Annotated in this window: 11 protein-coding genes and 1 tRNA gene; 5 read left to right on the top strand and 7 right to left on the bottom strand. The window is 60.4% G+C overall.

Translation table 11 applies throughout. The annotated features are described in order from the left end of the window. Window positions 1-236: 236 nt before the first annotated feature. The 5 genes from tamL to PREDE_RS10315 form a co-directional block, all read right to left on the bottom strand. Window positions 237-2,576, bottom strand: coding sequence for a translocation and assembly module lipoprotein TamL (tamL, locus tag PREDE_RS10295; RefSeq protein WP_005847177.1), 2,340 nt, complete (start codon window positions 2,574-2,576; stop codon window positions 237-239). Next, entirely contained in the window at window positions 2,573-7,285 is a 4,713-nt protein-coding gene (locus tag PREDE_RS10300; RefSeq protein WP_005847179.1) for a translocation/assembly module TamB domain-containing protein, read from the bottom strand. The genes tamL and PREDE_RS10300 overlap by 4 nt, the downstream gene beginning before the upstream one ends. A 70-nt stretch (window positions 7,286-7,355) precedes the next feature. Then, window positions 7,356-8,036: an RluA family pseudouridine synthase gene (locus PREDE_RS10305; RefSeq protein ID WP_005847181.1), complete on the bottom strand. Its 681-nt coding sequence runs from the start codon at window positions 8,034-8,036 to the stop codon at window positions 7,356-7,358. 7 nt (window positions 8,037-8,043) lie between these two features. Then, window positions 8,044-8,796, bottom strand: a complete 753-nt coding sequence (fabG, locus tag PREDE_RS10310) for a 3-oxoacyl-[acyl-carrier-protein] reductase (protein WP_005847182.1) — start codon at window positions 8,794-8,796, stop codon at window positions 8,044-8,046. 67 nt (window positions 8,797-8,863) lie between these two features. Beyond that, window positions 8,864-9,463 carry a TetR/AcrR family transcriptional regulator gene (locus PREDE_RS10315; protein WP_027951903.1) on the bottom strand — a complete coding sequence of 200 codons (600 nt, stop codon included), beginning with the start codon at window positions 9,461-9,463 and terminating at the stop codon, window positions 8,864-8,866. 359 nt (window positions 9,464-9,822) lie between these two features. Between PREDE_RS10315 and PREDE_RS10320 the strand changes: the two genes are divergently transcribed. Both PREDE_RS10320 and PREDE_RS10325 read left to right on the top strand, forming a co-directional pair. After that, a tRNA-Met gene (locus PREDE_RS10320) sits at window positions 9,823-9,895 on the top strand. Between the two features lie 152 nt (window positions 9,896-10,047). Continuing rightward, window positions 10,048-10,548, top strand: coding sequence for a hypothetical protein (locus PREDE_RS10325; RefSeq protein WP_005847184.1), 501 nt, complete (start codon window positions 10,048-10,050; stop codon window positions 10,546-10,548). Between the two features lie 250 nt (window positions 10,549-10,798). Here PREDE_RS10325 and PREDE_RS10330 read toward each other — a convergent pair whose 3' ends face one another. Next, window positions 10,799-11,155, bottom strand: a complete 357-nt coding sequence (locus tag PREDE_RS10330; RefSeq protein ID WP_005847186.1) for an MmcQ/YjbR family DNA-binding protein — start codon at window positions 11,153-11,155, stop codon at window positions 10,799-10,801. 2,590 nt (window positions 11,156-13,745) lie between these two features. Between PREDE_RS10330 and PREDE_RS10335 the strand changes: the two genes are divergently transcribed. Then, window positions 13,746-14,411, top strand: coding sequence for a ParA family protein (locus tag PREDE_RS10335; RefSeq protein WP_005847188.1), 666 nt, complete (start codon window positions 13,746-13,748; stop codon window positions 14,409-14,411). Window positions 14,412-14,642: 231 nt separating this feature from the next. Next, entirely contained in the window at window positions 14,643-15,524 is an 882-nt protein-coding gene (locus tag PREDE_RS10340) for a hypothetical protein (RefSeq protein WP_005847189.1), read from the top strand. A 159-nt stretch (window positions 15,525-15,683) separates the two neighbouring features. Here PREDE_RS10340 and PREDE_RS10345 read toward each other — a convergent pair whose 3' ends face one another. Further along, complete coding sequence (locus PREDE_RS10345) at window positions 15,684-16,535, bottom strand: helix-turn-helix domain-containing protein (protein ID WP_005847190.1); 852 nt, start codon at window positions 16,533-16,535, stop codon at window positions 15,684-15,686. Window positions 16,536-16,732: 197 nt separating this feature from the next. Here PREDE_RS10345 and PREDE_RS10350 point away from each other — a divergent pair, with 197 nt between their 5' ends. Next, window positions 16,733-20,116 (top strand): alpha-L-fucosidase, encoded by a 3,384-nt coding sequence (locus tag PREDE_RS10350; protein ID WP_154648472.1) that lies wholly within the window; start codon window positions 16,733-16,735, stop codon window positions 20,114-20,116. Window positions 20,117-20,174 lie beyond the last annotated feature (58 nt).

The raw sequence follows: 20,174 nt of genomic DNA on the forward strand, positions 1-20,174 counted from the left end.
CGGCTTGGCGGGCTCCCCGTTACGCTGCAATCGCGCTGCGGCTACGCCGCAATCATCGCACGAACACGCCGTCATCGTCCTGCGGCTACGCCGCAAAGGCCGCGCGATTGCGCCGGCCTCATCACCCCTATCCTCCCTTATCCCTGCCTATCCCCCTCCTATAACCCCCTATCACCTCCTATAACTCCCCGCCCATCCCGGCCTATTCCCGCCTAAAGCTCCCCCGCCCCGCACCATCAGAACGGGTAGCCGATGGCGAAATGCAGGCTCTGGCTGTCGCGGAAAGAGGGCATGTTGTAGAAGCCGGAGCGGTAGGGCACGTGCAGGCCCACGCCCCAGTCCAGCCGGATGACGATGAAATCCAGGTCGTAGCGCAGCCCCACGCCCGTGCCGAGGGCCGTCTCGCGGAGCAGGTTGCTGAGGCGGAAGCGGCCGCCCTGGCGGTGGTCGTCGCGCAGAGACCACACGTTTCCGGCATCGAGGAACACCGCACCGTAGAGGCTGCCCAGCAGACGCGGCCGGTATTCCAGATTGGCCAGCAGCCTGACGTCGCCCGTCTGGTCCAGATAGTAGGCCGCGGCCGAGGCGTCGTCGTGGTAGCTGCCGGGACCCACGGCCCGCACGGTGAAGGCCCGGATGCAGTTGGCGCCGCCCACATAGAACTGCTCGCTGTAGGGTGCCACCGTGGCATTGCCGTAGCTCCACACCACGCCCGCGTCCACATGGCCCACCAGCCGGCTGTGCTCGGCGAGCCGCCACGTCTTCACGAGCTCGGTCTCGAGCTTGAGAAACTGGGCATACGGATTCTGGAACAGCTGCTTGCCCTGCGCGTCCCAGCGGCGGCCGGCGGCGGCATAGCCCAGCGACAGCAGGTTGCCGGCCTCGCTCACCGTGGTCTGCCACCACAGGGGGCTGCGGCGGGAGGGGCTGGTGTAGGTGTAGACATACTGCATCTTGGGCACGAACTGGTCGCGCATGGTGTATTGCAGGTAGCTGTTGGCGCGGAGAATGGAGTCGAAGGCGGCCGTGGTCTTGCGCATGTACTCGAACGAGAAGACCAGCGGCGAGAACTGATGGCGCACCGTGGGCGAGGCCTGCAGCGTGTAGGTCCACTCGCCCGAGACGATGTGACGCTTGAAATAATTGGCCCGACTGATGATGTCGGACGAGCCCTTGAGCATGGTGGTGAACGTGGGCACGTAGTGGGTGCGCGCCACACGCCGCCACAAGCGGCGGCGGATGGACTCGGCCCAGGGCACCACGAGAGTGGGAAACTGCAGCGAAGCGTCGAAGCCGTACTCGTAGCTGTTGAAGCGCGACGAGGAGCCCTCGCCGCCGTGGGCCGTCTGCCACTCGTAGTTGCCCTTGACCTTGACGTCGAGCAGCTCGCCGCCGTGGAAGGCATTGCGCTTGGTGAGGCCCAGCACCACGCCCGGGCCCAGGCGGTTGTTGGTCTTGCCCGTGAGGTTTCCCTCGAAGTAAACGTCGTAGGGCTTGTCGAACACGCAGTTGAGCCGCAGGTCGAGCGTGTCGCAGCGGCCCGTGGTGTCGCGCGGCGTGAACGTGAAGTCGACCATGCTGAACAGGCCCGTCGTCGTGAGTTGACTGAGGCTGCGCTGGTGGTCGTCGTAGCTGTAGAGGCGGCCCGGGAAGAGGCGCATGGCGCCGAGGACGACCGACGGGCGCACGGGCGAGCGGCGGCCGTTGAAGCGCACGGTGAGACGGCGGCGGCGAATGGAGTCGTGCAGCTCTTCCATGAACTGTCGCCGCATGTCGATGCTCACGTCGCCCACGTACCACTTGCGGCGGGCCGCGGCCGGAATGTCGGCCGACGGCCGGAAGCGCAGCTCCACGCGGCCGGGGGCCGACACGGTGTCGGCCAGGTAAGAGGCGTAGGTAGGCTGGTAGTAGAAGAAGCCGTTGTTGCGCAGCAGGGTGCTGATGCGCGTGCGCTCGCCCTCGAGGGCGCTCACGTCGAAGGCGTCGCCGGCCCGCAAGCGGGCTTCGGCGCGGGTGGCTTGCACCAGGCTGTCGGCCGCGGGCGAGAAGTCCTCGTAGCGCAAGGTGTCGACGGTGAAGAGGTGGCCCGCGTCCACCGTGTAGGCAATCTTGGCCTTGCGGGGGTTCTTGCCCACGACAATCTCGTGGGTGACGCGGCCTCGAAAGTAGCCGTGGGCACGCAGCACCTCGGTGCCCACCGAGGCACGCAGCGCGGGGTTGACCCAGCTCATGAGCACCGGCCGCGAGCCGAAGGCGCCGACAAGCCACTTGGCAAAGAGGCCGTGGCTGTCGTGAAAGGCGTTCCATATCCACAGGCCCACGGGGAAAGGCGAGCGCACACGGCTGCTGCCGAAGAGGGCGCCGTTGGGCGCGGTGGCCAGGGCGGCCTCGAGTTCCTCCTGCGTGGCGGCGAAGTGCGCGCCGCGCTCGGGGGCGTTGTAGGTGATGGGCGTGAGGCCGGTGTAGAGCCGGTCGCCCTCGGGGATGCCGCTCGTCGTCGAGCAGGAGGCCAGCACGAGGGCCGCGACGGCCGTCAGCACGAGGGCGGAGAGAGAGGAGAGGGAAGTCTTGTTCATCGCTGTGGGTCTTGGGTGGCGGGGGCGGCGCCCTGGCGTGCGGCCGCACGACGGGCGGCAGCAGCGGCACGGCGCACGGCCATGGAGTCGCGGCGGGCGGGCGCGGAGTCGCGCCGCGCAGTGTCAGCGGGCAGGGAAACGGACTTGTCGTCGCGGAAGCGGAACAGGTCGCTGAAGTGTCTCAGCTTGCGTTTCCACAGGAATCCGCCGCCAAAGCGGCTCACGTTGCCCTCCAGCCAGTCGTAGCTGTCGCGCTGATAGAAGAGGTTGAGATACCTGTTGGACGTGGGGCTGAGCCGGTATTCAAAGGTCACGTTGTCGAAAAAGGTCTCTTCCTGCGGCGTGACATCGGCCCCCGACGAGAGCCGGCCGCCCACGACGATGCGCAGACGGTTGTTCCAAAAGCGCTTGGCAAACTTGAAGGAGTAGTCGGTGTGCAGGGCGCCGCTACCGTTGACAGAGTTGTCCACGCCGAAGCTCACGTCGAGCGAGCGCAGTGCCTTGCCCGTAATCTGGTTGATTTGGCTGTTCAGAAAAGCACTCAGCGCGGAGTTCATGGAGAACGAGCTGGTGTTGCCGTCGGCCAGATACATGCCGGTGGTGAGCATGGCCACGGCCTGCTTGGCGCGGTCTTCCTTGGACATGCTCTGCAGTTGGTTGTGCAGCGTCATGTCGTCGGGGGCGTCGATGATGAACTCCAGGCCCATGTTGGAGAGCATTTGGCTCACCACCACGCCGCAGGTGAACACCGCCACGCGGCCGCCCGACGCGTCGCCGCCCACGGTGGCCTTGGTCTGTTCGGTGGCCGTGAGGTGGAGGGCGGGGTCCATGGGGTCGCCGCGGAACTCGATGTAGCTGCCGTCTTGGATGGTGAACGTCTTGAGCGGGATGACGGGCAGCGAGTATTTCATCTCGCCGCTGCCGATGGTGTAGCGGCCGGTGAGCCGAAGGTTGTCGGCCGCGCTGTACTGCATGCGCATGTCGCCGCCGCCGACAACGTCGATGTAGTTGGAGTGGTCGGCGTTGAGATAGCAGTCCACGTGTGCGCCGTCGTCGATGCTGATGCTCAGGTCCATGTCGAGACCCGTGAGCGGCGGACGGCTCGGGGCGGTGGCGGCCGACGTTCGGAAGTCGACGAAATCGACCAGTCCCTGCAGCTGATTGTCGGTGGAAAGGGGCGAATCTTTGAGGTTGTACTTCAGGTCTGTGGTGCCCAACACCTCCACGCGGCCGCGCATCCGCAGGTTGTCCACGGGGCCCTGCATGAGCCCGAAGAAGTTGACGTAGGCCTTGCCGTAGGCTTCGGAGCGGCCGGTTTCGCGGGCATCGACGAGCAAATAGTTGTCAGCCCGCATGCGCACGTCGAGCAGCATGCGCGACATGTCGGAGAAGTCGAAGTAGCCTTTCACGTTGAGCGGGCTGTCGTTGTGGGCAAACACCTCGAAGTTCTCGAACTGCAGCCGGCTGTCCTCGATGCTCACGGGGTCGTTGGCAAAGCGCATTTCCACGCCGTAGGGCTCGCTGAAGATGTAGGCCGAGTCGAGAAACACCTCGCCATTGACGTCGGGCCGCGCCAGCGATCCCCGCACGCTGAGGTCGCCCTCGGCGTAGCCCTTGAAGCCGAAAAGGCGGTCGGGGATGAAGCCGTTGGCCAGTTCCAAGGGCAACCGTTCCAGACTGAGCGTGGCATCGAGCACGCCACGGCCTGCCGAGACGTAGGTGCCGGTGAGCGTGCCCACCTCCGCGCCGTTGTGTGAGAGCGTTCCGTCCACATAGTGGCTGCCGTCGGACTTGGGCATGTAGGTGAACTCGGTGGCTACATTGCCCATCGGACAGCCCTCGTAGACCATGCCCCGCACGCCGACCGACGAGGAGACGGAGAGCTCCGAGGCTGTCTGAATGAGGTGGAAGTCGCCGTCGAGGATGCCCTCTACATCGGGCGTGTAGGGTATCATGGCCAGTGCATCGCCGATGTTGAACCGGTGTAGGCTGACGGTGACGTCCTGCAAGGCCACGGCATTGGAGTCGTTGGTGTAGACCTGGAGACCCGTGCCGTCGGCCGCGCGCAGGGCCATGTCGGCGCGGATGCGCCGGTCGTCGCCCAGAAACAGGTAGTTGCTGTCGTTCACGGAGAACTCTTTGTAGCCCAGAACAGGCCTGTCGCCGACGAGATGGAGGCTGACACCGTGGGCCTCCATGGCGGCACGCAGGCCCAGGCGCACGCCGAGGCGGTCGACGTGGTCGTAGACACGGGCCTGGAGCGACGTGCCGTGCGCGTCGATGGAGCCGTCGAAGAGGGCATTGAAAACGTAGTCGGGGTTCTTGGGGCCGTTGCGCAGCTGGGCGGTGTAGGTCATTTTTTCGGCATCGGAATCGAAGCGGAAGCGCACGGTGTCCATCTGGAAGCCGCCCAAAACGAGCGAGTCGACCTGCAGACGGCCGTCCAATCCGTCCACGGGCGAGGCCGTGAGGTCCATCAGCACACGGTCGAGGGCATAGCCATAGTGGCGCAGGATGCGGCACACCATGTTGTCCTTGCCCGACCGCAAATAGACGCGGGCCAGCGGAAGCTGGCGGCGAAGGCGCAGCTGGTCGATGGTTTTGTCGCGCAGCTGACGCTGCAACTCGCCCACAAAAGCGTTGCAACGGGCCAGCAACCGCTCGTATCCGCCCGATGCGTCCATGTTGAGGTGGAAGTCGGCACAGTCGATGATGGCGTGGGTAGTGTCGCGCGAGGTGACGATGTCGAGCCCCACGTCCTGCGGGCGGTAGGCGCGGGTGGAGTCGCGTAGGGTCATATCGCTCAGCGTGCCCTGCACACGGTGGTACTGGCGCAGGTCGGACGCGAGGTCCACATGGGCGCAACCCGAGACGACCAGCGGCTGGGCGACGAGGCGCAGGGCGTGGAGGTCGGCATGGGCGATGTCGCAACCCACGGTGGCGCGCAGCCGCCGGCCGCCGGTGAGGGCGTTGACGGCAATGGTTCCGCGCAGCAGCGAGTTGCGGCTGTCCACGCGGGCCTGCACGCGTCCCTGGGAAACGGTGGCGTCAAGACGCACGCCGGCAAGGTCGTAGGGGCCATAGCCAAAGCGGGAGACGGCGGCCGAGGCCTGCAGACGGGTGCGGGACGAGAGCGGGTCGGTGCCCTGGCCGTGGGCCGTGAGGCTGCCGGTGAAAGCGTGGAGAGGATAGCGGGGCAGGAAGGCGCGCAGGGGAAGGGCGCGCGCCGAGAGGCTGGCCTCGTAAGCCATGCGGCCGGCATCGACCCACACCATGCCGCCCACGGAGCCACCGCCCTGGGTGGCCGTGAAGCGGCTGGCATAGCGCGGGCCATCGACATCGACCTGCCCGCGGAACCCGATGCCGCGCGGGATGCGCACCGTGCCCCGCACGGCGGGCGGCAGCAGGGCGGCCACGAAGTCGAGCCGGTCAGTCCGGGCCTGCACCTGCAGGCGGGCACGCAACCGGTCGGGGCGGTCGAGGTGCTCAAGGAAGCCGTCGGCCCGCACGCTGAGAGCCGTGGGCAGACGGAGAGCGAGCTGGCGCACGCGCAGCCGCTGCAGGTTGCCCCCCACCCCGCCATGCACCACCAGCGGCTGCCGGGGCCAGTGGCGGGCCAGGTCGCGCGGCAGGTTGTCGGCGGCAAGGAGCAGCAAATCCTGCCGTCCTATCTGGCCGCGGAGCGTGGCCTGGAGGGTGCCGGGCTGCACGTCGGCAAAGGCATTGAGGTCCATGGCGAAGCCGAGGGCCACGTCGGTGCCGGCCGCGGTGCGCACGCGCAGGGCGGGCAGCGCGAGGTGCGTGCTGTCCATCGTGAACGTGCCGCGCATGCTGCTCACGGCCAGACCGCTGCGTTCGGCAAAGGCGGCCTCGCGCACGGCCAGCCGCAGCTGGGAGTCGCCATAATAAAAGGAGTCGGCCCGCAGCCGCAGGGCCGAGAGTTGGAGGTGGCTGTAGTCGAGGCCGCGCGTGCGAGGCACGAAGTTTTGGTCGTAGGCCAGGCCGCCCTGCCAGTCCAGCCGGCCCACGGTGTAGAGGCCTCGGTGCAGGTCCATCCACGTGCCGACGGCCTCGGCGCGATCCATCCGGGCGGCCACGGAGAGGGTGTCGCCGGGCAGATGGAGGGTGAGGGCGGTGCGGCGCAGCGAGAGGCGGGCCACACGCAGCTTCCAGAAGTTGGTGCTGGGGGCGGTGTCGGGCGGCACAGTGTCGCTCAAGGCGATGTCGAGCTGGGCGTCCGACAGCCGCACGGCATCCACGCAGGCCAGCTCACGGCTGAGGTCTATGCCGTGGGCCCGGAGGTCGAGACGGCCCACCTGGCCGCGAATGCGGGCGGCAGGGATGAAATGGGTGGTGTTGAGGTGGAGCCGGTCGAAGCCCAAACGGTCCACCATGACCTGGCTGCGGAGCAGCGGCCACAGCTGCACGCGGGCCACCACACGGCCTACAAGGGCCACCGTGTCGCGGCAGTCGGGCTGCGTGTCGTTGGGCGCAAAGGCCCGAACGTCGGCCAAAGCCAGGTCGAGGGGAAAGGAAAGGCGCACGCTGCCCACGCTGATCTGCATGCCGGTCTTCCCGGAGGCATAGGCCGCGGCCTGCCTCACGGCCCATCGCTGAAAGGGCGGGAAGTAGAAAAGCAGGGAGAGGAACACAAAGAGCAGGACGGGCGTCAGCAACAGAACGCCGCCCCACTTGGCATATCTTTTCATGGGCACCGGTCGGGAGAGAGGAAGACTGCGGGATGGGACAAGGGGAGAAGAAGTGGCGGAGCGGGGCCAATCAGCGACCGGCCGCGGCGGCCACGTCGTGCCACAAACGGTCGGCGGGCAGCGGGGAATCGAGCTCGACAGGCTGGTGCGACACAGGATGCTCGAACGCCACGCGGCGTGCAAGCAGCGAGATGCTGCCGTCGGGGTTGCTGCGCCGCGCACCATACTTCAGGTCGCCGCGGATGGGACAGCCCATGCGGGCCAGCTGGCAGCGTATCTGGTGATGGCGGCCGGTGAGCAGTTGCACCTCCAGCAGGTGGTAGTTCTCGGTGTGGCCGATGAGCCGGTAGTGCAGCACGGCCTTCTTCGAGCCGGGCACTTCGCGGTCGTGGGCATAGCTCTTGTTCTGCCGCTCGTTGCGCACGAGCCAGTGCGTGAGCGTGCCCTCGGGCTCGGGGGGCGCGTTGCGGGTAAGGGCCCAGTAGGTCTTGTGGATGTCGCCACGGCGGAACATGTCGTTGAGCCGCGCCAGCGCCTTGCCCGTGCGGGCAAAGACGACGAGCCCCGCCACGGGCCGGTCAAGACGATGCACCACGCCGAGGAACACGTTGCCCGGCTTGTGGTACTTCTCCCTGACGTAGGCTTTCACCGTCTCGGAGAGGGGCACGTCGCCGGTCTTGTCGCCCTGCACGATCTCGCCGCTCTCTTTATAGACGATGATGACGTGGTTGTCTTCGTAAACAACACGCATGACGGCGTTACATGTTCATGCCGCCGTCGATCTGAATAACCTGTCCGCTGATGTAGCTCGACATGTCGGAGGCCAGGAACACGGCGCAGCTGGCAATGTCGTCGACGGTTCCGCCACGGCGCAGGGGTATCTTGGAAATCCACTCCTTGCGGATATTCTCGGGCAGGGCCTGGGTCATGGCCGTGTCGATGAAGCCCGGGGCGATGGCGTTGGCACGGATGCCCTTGGGGCCCATCTCCTGCCCTACGCTCTTGGCCAGCGCAATCAGGCCGGCCTTGGAAGCGGCGTAGTTGGCCTGTCCGGCGTTGCCATGCACGCCCACCACGGAGGCCATGTTGATGATCGAACCGCCGCGCTGGCGCATCATCACCGGCACACAGGCATGGATGAAGTTGAACGCACTCTTCAGGTTGACGGCAATCACGGCGTCCCACTGGGCCTCGGTCATGCGGAGCATCAGGCCGTCCTTGGTGATGCCGGCGTTGTTCACGAGGATGTCCACCGAGCCAAACTCCTCCTTGACCCGCTTCACCACCTCCTCCGTCTGTGCAAAGTCGGCGGCATTGCTGGCATATCCCTTGGCTTTCACGCCGAGGGCGGCTATCTCGCGCTCGGTCTGCAGCCCGCCGTGCTCCTCGTCGATGACGAGGTCGGTGAACGCCACGTTGGCGCCTTCGCTGGCATACTTCAGGGCAATGGCCTTGCCAATGCCGCGTGCAGCACCTGTCACCAGGGCTGTCTTACCACTTAATAATCCCATGTTGTCGATTCTTATTTTAGTTGGTTGATACTGTTTGTTCTGTCTTTTGTCGACTCGGGCGGCGCCTTTACCTGACGAGCGTGCGCTTGTTGCCCAGTGCACCGTAGACCACCTTGGCCACGAGCGGCTTGCTCGTCTCCTCGGTGAGCCCGTGCCCCAGCCGTCCGTAGATGAACGGCACCTCAAGGCCCTTGATGCAATAGTGGGTGATGTCGGCCACGAGCTCCACGTTGTCGATGTCGAACTCGCCGTCGGCCTTGCCCTCGGCATAGACCTTTCGGAAGAGCTCTATCTCGTCCTCGTCGAAATTCTTGCGCACTTTCTCCACCGTCCAGATGTTGCGAAAGAACTCGGCGCGCAGGTTGCCGTTGCGCACCACGGTCTCGCGGATCATGCTTAGATGCGTATATATCAGCTCGATTATCTTGTCCTGGGGCCGCGTTTTCTTGGCCGCCACCTCGTCGAGCTTGTCGCTCAGCCGTTCCAACTCGGACTCGATCACGGCATAGTAGACCTCCTCCTTGCTATTGAAATAGGTGTAGAGCGTGCGCCGCCCCTTGCCGGAAGCCGCGGCAATGTCGTTCATCGTGGTGGCCGCCACGCCGTTTTTGGCAAACAGCTGCCTGGCCACGTCCACCAGTTTTTGTCGTGTCTTCGATATGGACATAAGCTTTTCCTTTCGTGTGCCGGGCGCGGCCCGCCCCTGCATGGCGTGCAGAATGGTGCCGTGCGGCGCATAATCATCGCAAAATTAGGACTATTCTCTGAAATGAGCAAATATTTCGGGCAAAAACTCTGCACACCCTCCGCCCGATGTGCAGGGGTCGGCGGGGCGCCCGCCCGCCCCTTTGCCACTCTCCCCCACCCGGCATCCCGGCCGCTTTGAGCCGCCGAAACTGTTAACTTTGTGTTAAAACCCGCAAATAAAGCGTCGATTCCTTGGCTGTTTCGCCGGAAAGCCCTATCTTTGCAAACGCATTTGGGAGAACGCCCGCAGCGTTCATTCACAACATGCAGGGTTAATATCGCGGAGTGGAGCAGTTGGTAGCTCGCCAGGCTCATAACCTGGAGGTCGCATGTTCGAGTCCTGCCTCCGCAACAAGGAACCGTCCGAAACGCTTTTGCAAGCTGTTTCGGACGGTTTTTTGATATGCTGTTGCGTGGCCCCCGGCCCAGGCACGGTCTGGACAGCAGGCGGGAACGCCGCAGGCATGGCCGCTGGAACCGGCGACCCCAACGACGAGCCTTTGAATGAAAAAAAGTGAAAAAATATTGCTCCGACGGGAAAGATTGCTTACTTTTGCCCCCATAATCGATCTTTTTAATTTCACAATTATGAAAAAGTATTTGTTTTTGATGCTTGCGTTGGCAGGCTTTGTTTTCTCGTTCTCAAGCTGCTCGTCCGACGACGACAAGAAAACCAGCCCGATTGTAGGCACTTGGATTTCAAATGAATACAGCTCGAACGACACCGTTACATTCTCAAAAGAAGGAGTTGTAACCGAGCATTCGGGCAGCCTTGACAAAAAAAGCCTGGAATATTGGCGCGGAACATACGATACAACCGGGGACAAGCTGATGATACAATGGTCAAGCGCCAAGAAATGGGACTCGGTTACAAAGGAATGGAGCCCGGTAGACGATGCAAGGGAAAACGTTGTCATCACTTTCTCCATAACCGGAAACACCTTGAAATTCCTGGCCATGCAGGGTGAAAAGGACTACAAGGTGGTCACTTTCCAAAGGCAATAACCATCAGTCTACGGCACCAACCAAACGGTGTGGGGCTGCCCTTGCTGGCAGTTCCACACCGTTTGGTTTTTACGGGAAAGCATCAGCGCGGCGCCAATGCCCATCCCATGCGGGGCGGGCAAACCTTTCTCATGGACGGCTTGAGGGCATGACGCACGACGACGGACGAATCATGCGGCGTGGGCAAACCCAGCCCCAACCGCCCTGGCAACGGTCTTCAGACCGTTTTTTCATGTCCGTCCGGCGGTATTCATGCGCCGGAATACTTTTCGCGGAGCCGTTTCGGCAGTCCGTTCAGCACGAGTCGGTAGGACTCCAGAATCCAGCTCTTGATTTGTTCCTCTGAGAAACGGTTCTCGATGAGCACGTCGTTCCAGTGCCGTTTGTTCAGATGGTAGGCCGCGCTGACGGCCTCATACCGCTCGCGGAGCTCCTGCCCCTCCTCCGGGGGGAGCTTGATCGAAATGCGGGGGTCGGCATATTCCAAAGGGAGATGCAGGAATATCTTGCCCTCGATGCGGAACACGACCATCTGGGGGCCGTACGGCGCGTCCTCGGTCACGCCGGGGAGTTGCAGACAGTAGTCTCTTACTTGCTCTATATCCATCTTGTCTGGGGTTTGTCGGATTGGGCTTTTGTGGGCGGAGCGGCAGGCCGGATGGGGTGTTGCATCGGGTCAGTCAGGGGGTTGCAGTAGGCCGTGCGGGGTGTTGCACCAGATTGCCAGCGGCTCTACGCCGGGCTGTTCGTGGTTCATCGGTAGGCTGCCCACGGCTCTGCACCAAGTTCTTTGTAACTCTGCACCAAGCTCTTTATGACTCTGCACCAAGCCGACCGGGGTGTTACGCGGGGCTATCCATGATTTTGCGGTAAGCTGTCCGCGCTGCTGCACCAAGCTCTTTATGACTCTGCACCAAGCCGACCGGAGTGTTGCGCAGGGTTGTCCATGATTTTGCGGTAGGCCGTCCGCGATGCTGCGCCGTATTTCCGTGGAAAGAAATCTGCGTGCCCTTGTCATTTTGCGCGGGCCCCGGCTGTTGCATGCGCCACGGTCGGGAGCAACAGCAAACTGGGAGAGTGCACCCCGATTGCAGCCTCGGGCCCGACCGGGAACCAGCCCACGCGTGCAAATTTAGCGATAATGTTTGGATAAACCCCGCCTTTCCCTCACAAAATCTCTTCTTAACCTTTGGGTAGAATCGTCTCATTACTGTTCTATGCCCTGTTTTTCCTCGCAAAATCTCTTCTTAAGCCTTGGCCCCTTGTCTGTCGGGCGATGGCCTCTTTCCCCGTTTTTCTTTGTCGGGCCGGGTAAATTGCTTATCTTTGTCCACGCGCCAAGCACTTGCAACCCGGGCCGCAGCCAAATACTTCGTTTTGGGGAACTTTCGGCCTTCGCCCTTGCACAGTGAATAAAAACGACGGCAAGCCGGCGCAGCGGCCGCCCCTACGCTTGGCTTTCTCCCCCAGATTGGAAATAACCACGGCGTGGAGTTGGAAGCATGACGGCGTAATGACGGAACAAATACGCCGCAAAGACGAAACGAATACGGCGCAAAGGCAAGGCCGTTACGCCGTAAAGGCGGCGCAAAACCGGCATAGAGGGCAGGATGTGACAAGCTGCACCTAAGTGGTGTAGCAGCAATAATGAAGCCGCACCCTAAGCAAACACAAACCACTGATACAAAGAAGATTATGGAAATATATGCCCAAGCGATTTCGACCACGAAAACAAGGGGCAACCACCCCGATGCACACATTGTAAAAATAATACGTGATGCTCCCTATTTGTCGCACTCCCATGCGAACAACTGCCACCAGAAAGCTCCCTATATGTCGCCGCAACCAGCAAAGCATTTACAGTCAACCAGATACGCTCCTCCCGAAACTCCCCATTCCTCGACCATGCCATATCAAAAAGATGCCGCCACGCAGCTTCCACCCCACCCCACTCCCGGGAATGCGAGAAATCTGTCATGCAAAAATCATTCGACGGCCAACATCCTCCCTATCTGTCGCCGTCATCCTCCCTATCTGTCGCCAAGCCGCTCAAAACACTCCCTATTTGTCGCAACAATACTCCCTATCTGTCGCACAAATACTCCCTATCTGTCGCACCACCTTACTAATTTGTCGCCGATATGGCTTACAGTACGTTGAATAACAAGTAGTTACAGTCCCCTACTAATATCAATGAACTAATGATACATATAAAGATAATCTAACTCTTTGAAAATTTAAAAATATTCTTTTCTTCTCTTTTTCTTGTCGCGAGGACAGGATGGGCATGCCGTCCGCAAGATTTGATGCCACGTTGAGGAGGGATAGCTCGTGTGATATATATTTATATATCGATTTGTGTATTTATTAATTTGCCGACTTGTTTATTTGTTTATATATTTATTGTTTCACACTTTTATTTATTTAATTCTTTGTTTCTTTAGTGATTTGTATTTGGTTTTTGTGCTTGTTTTGCCTTCGTTCGTATTTAATGATGTGTGTATATGTTTATTCCTTTATTGTTTTATATAATTATATTTTCTTATATTTGTATCTTTGTCTATCTATTTATCTACTTGTTTATTTGCTCAATTGGATATTTGATTATATATTAATATATTTATTATTATGTGTTTTTGGTTATTTAAATATATGATTTTATATGTAGTAATATCTTTATATGTTCATAGTTTTGCTCCTTTACATTTTTATTTATTTATATTATTATGTGTTGATTGCGGTCTATTTCAGAAGATGTTTATTTGTATATGTATTTACGTGTGCTGGGTTAGGAGAGGAACTTGTATGGGTAAATAGGTGAATCATAGGATATTATAGGAGCTGATAAGGGCCGTTGGCGTGTAGGCGTTGGCGGGGCTTTTGAGTTCTGTTATTTGTTTGTTTAAATGATGATTTATGTTTTTGTATGGATATATAAATGTTTGTTTATGGAACTATGTTTGTGTTTTTATGATTAAATATATATTTATGTGATTATGTTTGTAGGCTTGTGTATGCTTATATAGGTAATTGTTTATATTGAAGTATATGTAGATATTTGTTTGTTCATTTGTTTATTTCTTCAATTAAATGATTTAATGGTCTTTTCTTCATTTATTTGTTTGAATGTTTGTTTGTTTAGATGAAAATGCGTATATTTGCAAATGGAATTATGTATTCATATAGATTAAGGTGAAATGAAGAACCGAAAGATTGTATTTGCCAACCAGAAGGGCGGCGTGGGAAAGTCTACACTCTGCATCCTCTTTGCCAATTATCTGGCGTGGAAGAAGCAGGACGTGTGCATCATAGACACTGATTTGCAGAAGACTATCTCCATGCAACGCAAGAAAGACATGGATATTTACGAGGGTGTGGAGGAGCCTTACACCGTGCAGGACTTCGACGTGCAGGACCCCGACACCATGCAACAGCTCATGGATTCGGCCTCGGAGACAGAGGGTTTCGTGCTCTTCGACTCCCCGGGCAACGTGTCGGAGGACGGCTTGGTGCCCATGTTCACGTCGGCCGACTACATTGTTTGTCCCTACGAATACGAGGAAAAGACGCTCGACTCCACCGGTATGTTCATCCAAGTGGTCAATGCCCTGCGGCAGACCACGCCCGAGATGGAGGCGCGCCTCTTCTTCATTCCCAACCGCATCGACGTGCGCATCGGTACGGCCGACGAGCTGAAGATGTGGAAGCAGACCGACGCCATCTTCAAACAACTGGGTTCGGTGACGCCCCGCATCACCGCACGCGCCGCCCTCAAGCGCATCAACACGTTCGAGATTACGGCCGCACAGCGCGAGGCGGTGAAGCCGGCGTTCGACTTCATGATACGGCGCATGAAAGAATAAGCGCCCCGCCCTGCCCCACCCTGCCTCTACTGAAAAGCCGGGCGGCCGAAGAGACAAAACCATTGGCCGAAGCGCAAAAGTGAAACCGACAGAAACGAAAAGGCGAAATAGACTGATGCCACAAGGCCGCAAGAGGGCCAGACGACAGAAAAGAAACGGGCAGGGAGACAAGAAAAAGAAGAAAACGGCAAACAAATCGATAGAAAAATAAATATATAAAAATATAGATATATGGCAAAGAAGAAGACACGCGTGCTCCTTCCCGGCGGCATTCAGGGACTGGTGCACGATTTGCAGAACGGCACTTCCCATTTCAAGCCCCAGGCCATTGTGGCCGACGCGGCTGCAGAGACCGACGAAACCGAGGAAGAGACGCCCGAAACGCTGGCGGCAGAGGCCGAAACTGTGCAGACTGCGTCGCTAGTAGGCATGGTGAGCGAAGACCGCCCGCAGACGGTCGAACAGGCTGGTGGCCAGCAGAGTAGGGTAGGGGACGGGCAGAATCAGCCTGCGATTGCGGCCGAAACGGCGACAAAAGGGGAGGATGTTTCGCCGGACGTCGCCGCTTCGCGGTCGGACGCTACGGATTTCGGGCCTACAGCATCGGACGCCCGGCCCGACACGGCGGTGGATTCCCAGTCAGCTGTTGCAGACACCCGACCCGAAAGCGTGGACGCCCGACCCGAAACGGCAGTGGAATCCCAGTCGGAAACGGCTGATTCCCGGCCCGAAGCCACGGGCGCGGAGCCCGCCCGCAGCTCGCTGCAGCCCGCCGGTGTGGATGCGCCACAAGCCGATGCCACGGCGGCGGCAGAGCATATGCGTGGCCGCCGCCCCAAGGAAAACACCATGAAAGAGTACCACATCGTCAGGGACGACTCCACCGACAGCTGGCAACTCTTCCTCGACATGGCGCAGCAATACAAGACCGGCGGCGGCAAGCTGGCCACCATCTACATCGACGAGTCGCTCAAGAACGTGCTCGACCGCATGAAATACGCCGGTCCCGACCGTCTGTCCACCTCCGCCATCCTGAGTTCCATCGTGGCTCGCTTTATCTATGACCACGAGGACGACATCAAAAAGGTGCTCTTCAGTGGCAACCTGATTTAGGCCCCGGCCGGCCTTTGCCTCGGGTGCGGCTGCCGGCCGCCCTCGCGGCAGGTGGGCGGCGGCACATGAACTCCATGAGTTTGTTTTCGCGTTCCCCTTGCCTATACGGAGGATAGGCAAGGGAGAAGTGTCTTCCCGCGGGTCTTTCCCTTGCGGCGGCTATTTGTTTTGCCTGACGAAAGCCGTCGGCGTGAGGCCGGCAATCTTCTTGAAACAACGGCAGAAATAGTTCTGGTCGCGGTAACCCACCATTGCCGCCACCTCCTTGATGGAATATTGGTGGGCGAGCAGCAGCGTCTCCGCCCGCGAGATGCGCCTTGCCATGATGTATTCCGTGGGTGTCATGCCCGTCTGCTCCTTGAAGAGGCGGATGAGCCGCTCCTTGCACAGGCACACGCTTGCGGCCAGCCTGTCCAGCCGAATTTCCTCGTCGAGCTGCCGGTCGATGTGCCAGACGATGCGCGCCACACGGCTGTCGCTGACCTCGCTGCGCCTTTTTCCCTTGATGAAAAAGCACGAGAGCAGGTACTGCAACAGGCTGTTCATGCGCATTTTCTGGCCTACGCTCCTTTTCTCAAACAGTTTGTACATCGTCATCGTCCCCGGCAGGTTGTCGTATGTCTTGGGCTGCGGCTGCTTCAGCGCAAACTCCTGGTAGTCGTATCCCACGCTGCGCACCATGGTTTCCATGTCGGGCGTGGCCTCGATTTCGAGGGGCAGCTCATACTGCCGGTAGAGTTCCATGAGCCTGTGCTGCGGGTCTACGAAGTGGATGTAGTAGTGCTCAAAGCATCCGTCCGAGCTGTCCCAGTGGGTGGTGAGCTCTGGAATGAGGTACATGTGGCCGGGCGTGAGCTTGTGTTCGAGACCGTTTATTCTGACACAAACTGTTCCCCGCGTCACCAGATAGAGTCTGGAGAAGTTGCTGCAGATGGGGCCGAAGTTCCATTTTTCGTTGTCGCGCGCATAGCCCATGTTGAGCAGGGCCAGCCTTCCGTCGAATGCGTCCATGGGTTGTGGGAGAGTTGGTGTCGACAAAGGTAGGAAATCTTCTCTGTATAATGTCGCTTTGGCGGCTCTGTTTTAGCATGAAATTGACGAACATGCGCATGATATTGATAGCCGTTATCATTTTTTTGATTCCACATTTGCAGACTGACGTTATAATTCCTTTCTTTGCAACAGCAGACTTCACGAACACAACGCTTATGAAAATCAGACAATTCTTATCCGCTTTGACACTTACGATGGCCGCCACCGCGGGCTATGCCCAGACGGTGCTGCCGCGCCCGTCGGCCTCGCAGTCCGTTCGCCGCACGGCTCCCCGGGCCGGAGTGCCGGTGGAGCAGGGCCCTTTCCGGCCCACATGGGAGAGCGTGCGCGGCTGGCAGTGCCCGCAATGGTTCAAGGATGCCAAGTTTGGCATGTGGGCCCACTGGGGCCCGCAGTGCGAGGCCGAGGACGGCGACTGGTACGCCCGCTTCATGTACTACCCCGGAACAGAGCAATGGAACTGGCACACCGCCCATTTCGGCTCGCCCCAAACCCACGGACTGAAGGACCTGATACACCATTGGAAGGCTGAAAAATGGGATCCCGAGGCCTTGGTGAAGCTCTACAAGGAAGCCGGCGCACAGTATTTCATGGCGCTGGGCAACCATCACGACAACTTCGACCTGTGGGACAGCCCCTATCAACAGTGGAACTCGGTGAACATGGGGCCGCGGAAAGACCTCGTGAAAGGCTGGAGCGACGCCTGCCGCAAGCACGGGCTGCCGATGGGAGTGAGCATCCATGCCAGCCACGCGTGGACGTGGCTTGAGCCCTCGCAGCCCTACGACGGCAACCTGACGGCGGCCGACGGCCGCGGCACTTGGTGGGAGGGCTACGACCCGCAGGAACTCTATGCCCAGCGGCACGCCCACAGCACGGGTTGGGACAACTCGGGAACCATCCACAGCCAGTGGGCGTGGGGCAACGGGGCGGCCCGCCCCACGCAGGCCTACATGGACAAGTTTCAGAACCGCGTGCTGCAGCTCATCAACGATTACAACCCCAGCATGCTCTATTTCGACGACACCGTGCTGCCGTTCTACGGAGTGACCGACAGCGTGGGACTGAACATTCTGGCCAGCTATTACAACCACAGCGCACGCCGCAACGGCGGCCCGCCGCAGGTAGTGGTCATGGGAAAGATACTGGACGACGAGCAGAAGCAGGCCCTGCTCTGGGACGTGGAGCGTGGCATATCCGACCGCATCCAGAAGAAACCCTGGCAGACCTGCACTTGCATCGGCAGCTGGCACTACAGTCGGGCCGTCTACGAGGCCGGCAGCTACAAGCCGGCGGGCCAGGTGGTGCGCATGCTCGTGGACATTGTGTCGAAAAACGGCAACCTGCTGCTCAGCGTCCCGGTGAAGGGCGACGGCACCATCGACGACAAGGAACTGGCTGTGGTGCAGGGCATCGCGGCGTGGATGAAGGACAACAAGCAGAGCATCTACGGCACGCGTCCCTGGAAAACCTTCGGCGAGGGCCCGCTAGCCGAGGCATCCAACCCGCTCACAGCGCAGGGATTCAACGAGAACAACAACTACTCGAGCCGCGACGTGCGCTATGCCGAACGCCACGACACGCTCTTTGCCACCATCATGGCCTGGCCCGCCGCGGGTCGCTACCGGCTGGAGTCTCTGGGTGTGCTCTCACCTTATTATAATGGGCGCGTCGCGAAGGTGGAGCTGCTCGGCCACGGCGAGGTGGGCTTCGAGCAGCGGGCCGACGGTGTTTTTGTCGACGTGCCCGTCCATCGCGTCAACGACATAGCCCCGGTGTTCCAGATTTGCTTCGGCGAAACACCCTCGTCCTGGGCCCGTCTGCAGCAGCTCGTCGCCGCCGTGGACGAAGCCGTGGCGGTTCTCAAGGCCGCGGCAGGCTACAACACCGGCAAGGTGAGCCGCCGCAACGTGCTGCTGCTCGAGGCCGAACTGACCCGGGCCCGCAGCTGCCGCGAGGACGATGGCGACGGAGCGATAGGCCAGATTGTCGAAGCTCTCACTGCGGCCTACCGCCGGACCGTGCAGGAGAAGTGTGCCGGCGGCGTTGCCGATGCCGCCCATGCACAGGACATCACGGCCGATGTGCTTGGCGAGACCGCCGACTTTGCCCGCAAGCAAGCCACGGCCACGCGCTTTGCCACGCCGAAACTCTGGACGGTGGACAACTTCGAGATACCGCAAACCGACGGCAGCGGCACCAAGAACGGCATCGATAACTATCCCGGCACCAGCTGTCTCATGCTCGGCATATGGAATGACCGCAGCCGCGCCACGACCCCGCTGGCCGACGCCCGCGTGTACCAGAAAGTGCATTTGCGGCGGGGCCGCTATTATTTCGGCGGGGCTTTCGACACCCACTACAACCTGACCCGCGGCTATGTCTTTGCCTCACGCGAGCCCTGCGCCACACAGGACATCGAGCAGCAGTCGCTGGCGTTTTATCCGGTGACGGCTGTCCGCGACGGCAACGACACCTACGGCGTCTACTTCTCCCTCGATGACGAAGCCGATGTCTGCCTTGGTTTCCAGGCCGATCTGGCCAGTGGAGCGGAGACGCAGGAGCTGCGCGTCAAGCGGGTGAGCCTGCTGCGCTACGCCGATGTCACGTCGGCGCAGTATGACGGACTCGTGGCCGAGGCAGAAGCCCTGCTCTCCGCGGCCGTCATTGGCTGCAACACGGGTTATTACAGTCCCCAAGCCGTGGATAGGCTGCGGGTGCAGATGGCCCGGGCCGCACAGCTCTTGGTCTCCGAGAGCCTGCCCGACGCCTGTCTTTTGTTGCAGGCTGCTTGCCAGGATTTTCAGAAAAACGGCAAGGTTCCCGGTGGACGGGGCGACGAAGAGCATGCCACCGACCTGACGAAAGACTTGCTTGTCGAGGCTTCCGGCTTCACGCCCGTCGGCCCGGGAACTACGCGTTTTGAGGCCCCGAAGTACTGGACGGTCGAGAATTTCCGTATTCCCCAGACCGATGGGACGGGTACCAAGGCTGGTTTGGACAACTACACGGGCAGCTACAGCCTGATGATGGGCCTTTGGAACGACCGCGCCCGCAACACCGTGGGCTCGCTGGCCGACGCCCGCATCTACCGCACGCTGACCCTTCCGCGGGGCTCCTACTACTTCGGCGCCACGTTCGACGACACGTGGCTGCCCGTGCGCGGCTACATCTTTGCCAGCCGGGGCACGCTTCCCACAGCCGACATGGAGCGCAAGTCCATCGCCCATTACGACATGGGGGCATGCACCAAGGACGGCACATTCAACGGCATTTATTTCGCGCTCAACGAGACGACCACGCTCAACGTGGGCTTCCAGTGCGACCTGACGCAGGGCAGTGAGCAGCAGGAGTTCCGTGCCAAGCGGGTGCGGATGGTGCGCATAGACCCAGCTCCCACAGCCATCAGTCGGCCGGCTGCTGCCGCATTGCGGGCCGCCGAAGTCTACAACCTCTCGGGTCAGGCCGTCGGCCGCAACCACTCGAAGCTGACAAAGGGTGTGTATGTGACGCACGGCAAGAAGGTTGTGGTCTGGTAACGGTGGGTTTGCAGCTCGTCGATGTTCGGTTTTTGAATGGGCAGCGGCGACATGGCGA

The organism is Prevotella dentalis DSM 3688 (genome assembly GCF_000242335.1).
Taxonomy (GTDB): Bacteria; Bacteroidota; Bacteroidia; order Bacteroidales; family Bacteroidaceae; genus Prevotella; species Prevotella seregens.

Bases quoted from the DNA above. Each gene is read 5' to 3' on its own strand.
- tamL (WP_005847177.1), bottom strand. From the start codon at position 2,576: ATGAACAAGACTTCCCTCTCCTCTCTCTCCGCCCTCGTGCTGACGGCC.
- PREDE_RS10300 (WP_005847179.1), bottom strand. From the start codon at position 7,285: ATGAAAAGATATGCCAAGTGGGGCGGCGTTCTGTTGCTGACGCCCGTC.
- PREDE_RS10305 (WP_005847181.1), bottom strand. From the start codon at position 8,036: ATGCGTGTTGTTTACGAAGACAACCACGTCATCATCGTCTATAAAGAG.
- fabG (WP_005847182.1), bottom strand. From the start codon at position 8,796: ATGGGATTATTAAGTGGTAAGACAGCCCTGGTGACAGGTGCTGCACGC.
- PREDE_RS10315 (WP_027951903.1), bottom strand. From the start codon at position 9,463: ATGTCCATATCGAAGACACGACAAAAACTGGTGGACGTGGCCAGGCAG.
- PREDE_RS10325 (WP_005847184.1), top strand. From the start codon at position 10,048: ATGAAAAAAAGTGAAAAAATATTGCTCCGACGGGAAAGATTGCTTACT.
- PREDE_RS10330 (WP_005847186.1), bottom strand. From the start codon at position 11,155: ATGGATATAGAGCAAGTAAGAGACTACTGTCTGCAACTCCCCGGCGTG.
- PREDE_RS10335 (WP_005847188.1), top strand. From the start codon at position 13,746: ATGAAGAACCGAAAGATTGTATTTGCCAACCAGAAGGGCGGCGTGGGA.
- PREDE_RS10340 (WP_005847189.1), top strand. From the start codon at position 14,643: ATGGCAAAGAAGAAGACACGCGTGCTCCTTCCCGGCGGCATTCAGGGA.
- PREDE_RS10345 (WP_005847190.1), bottom strand. From the start codon at position 16,535: ATGGACGCATTCGACGGAAGGCTGGCCCTGCTCAACATGGGCTATGCG.
- PREDE_RS10350 (WP_154648472.1), top strand. From the start codon at position 16,733: ATGAAAATCAGACAATTCTTATCCGCTTTGACACTTACGATGGCCGCC.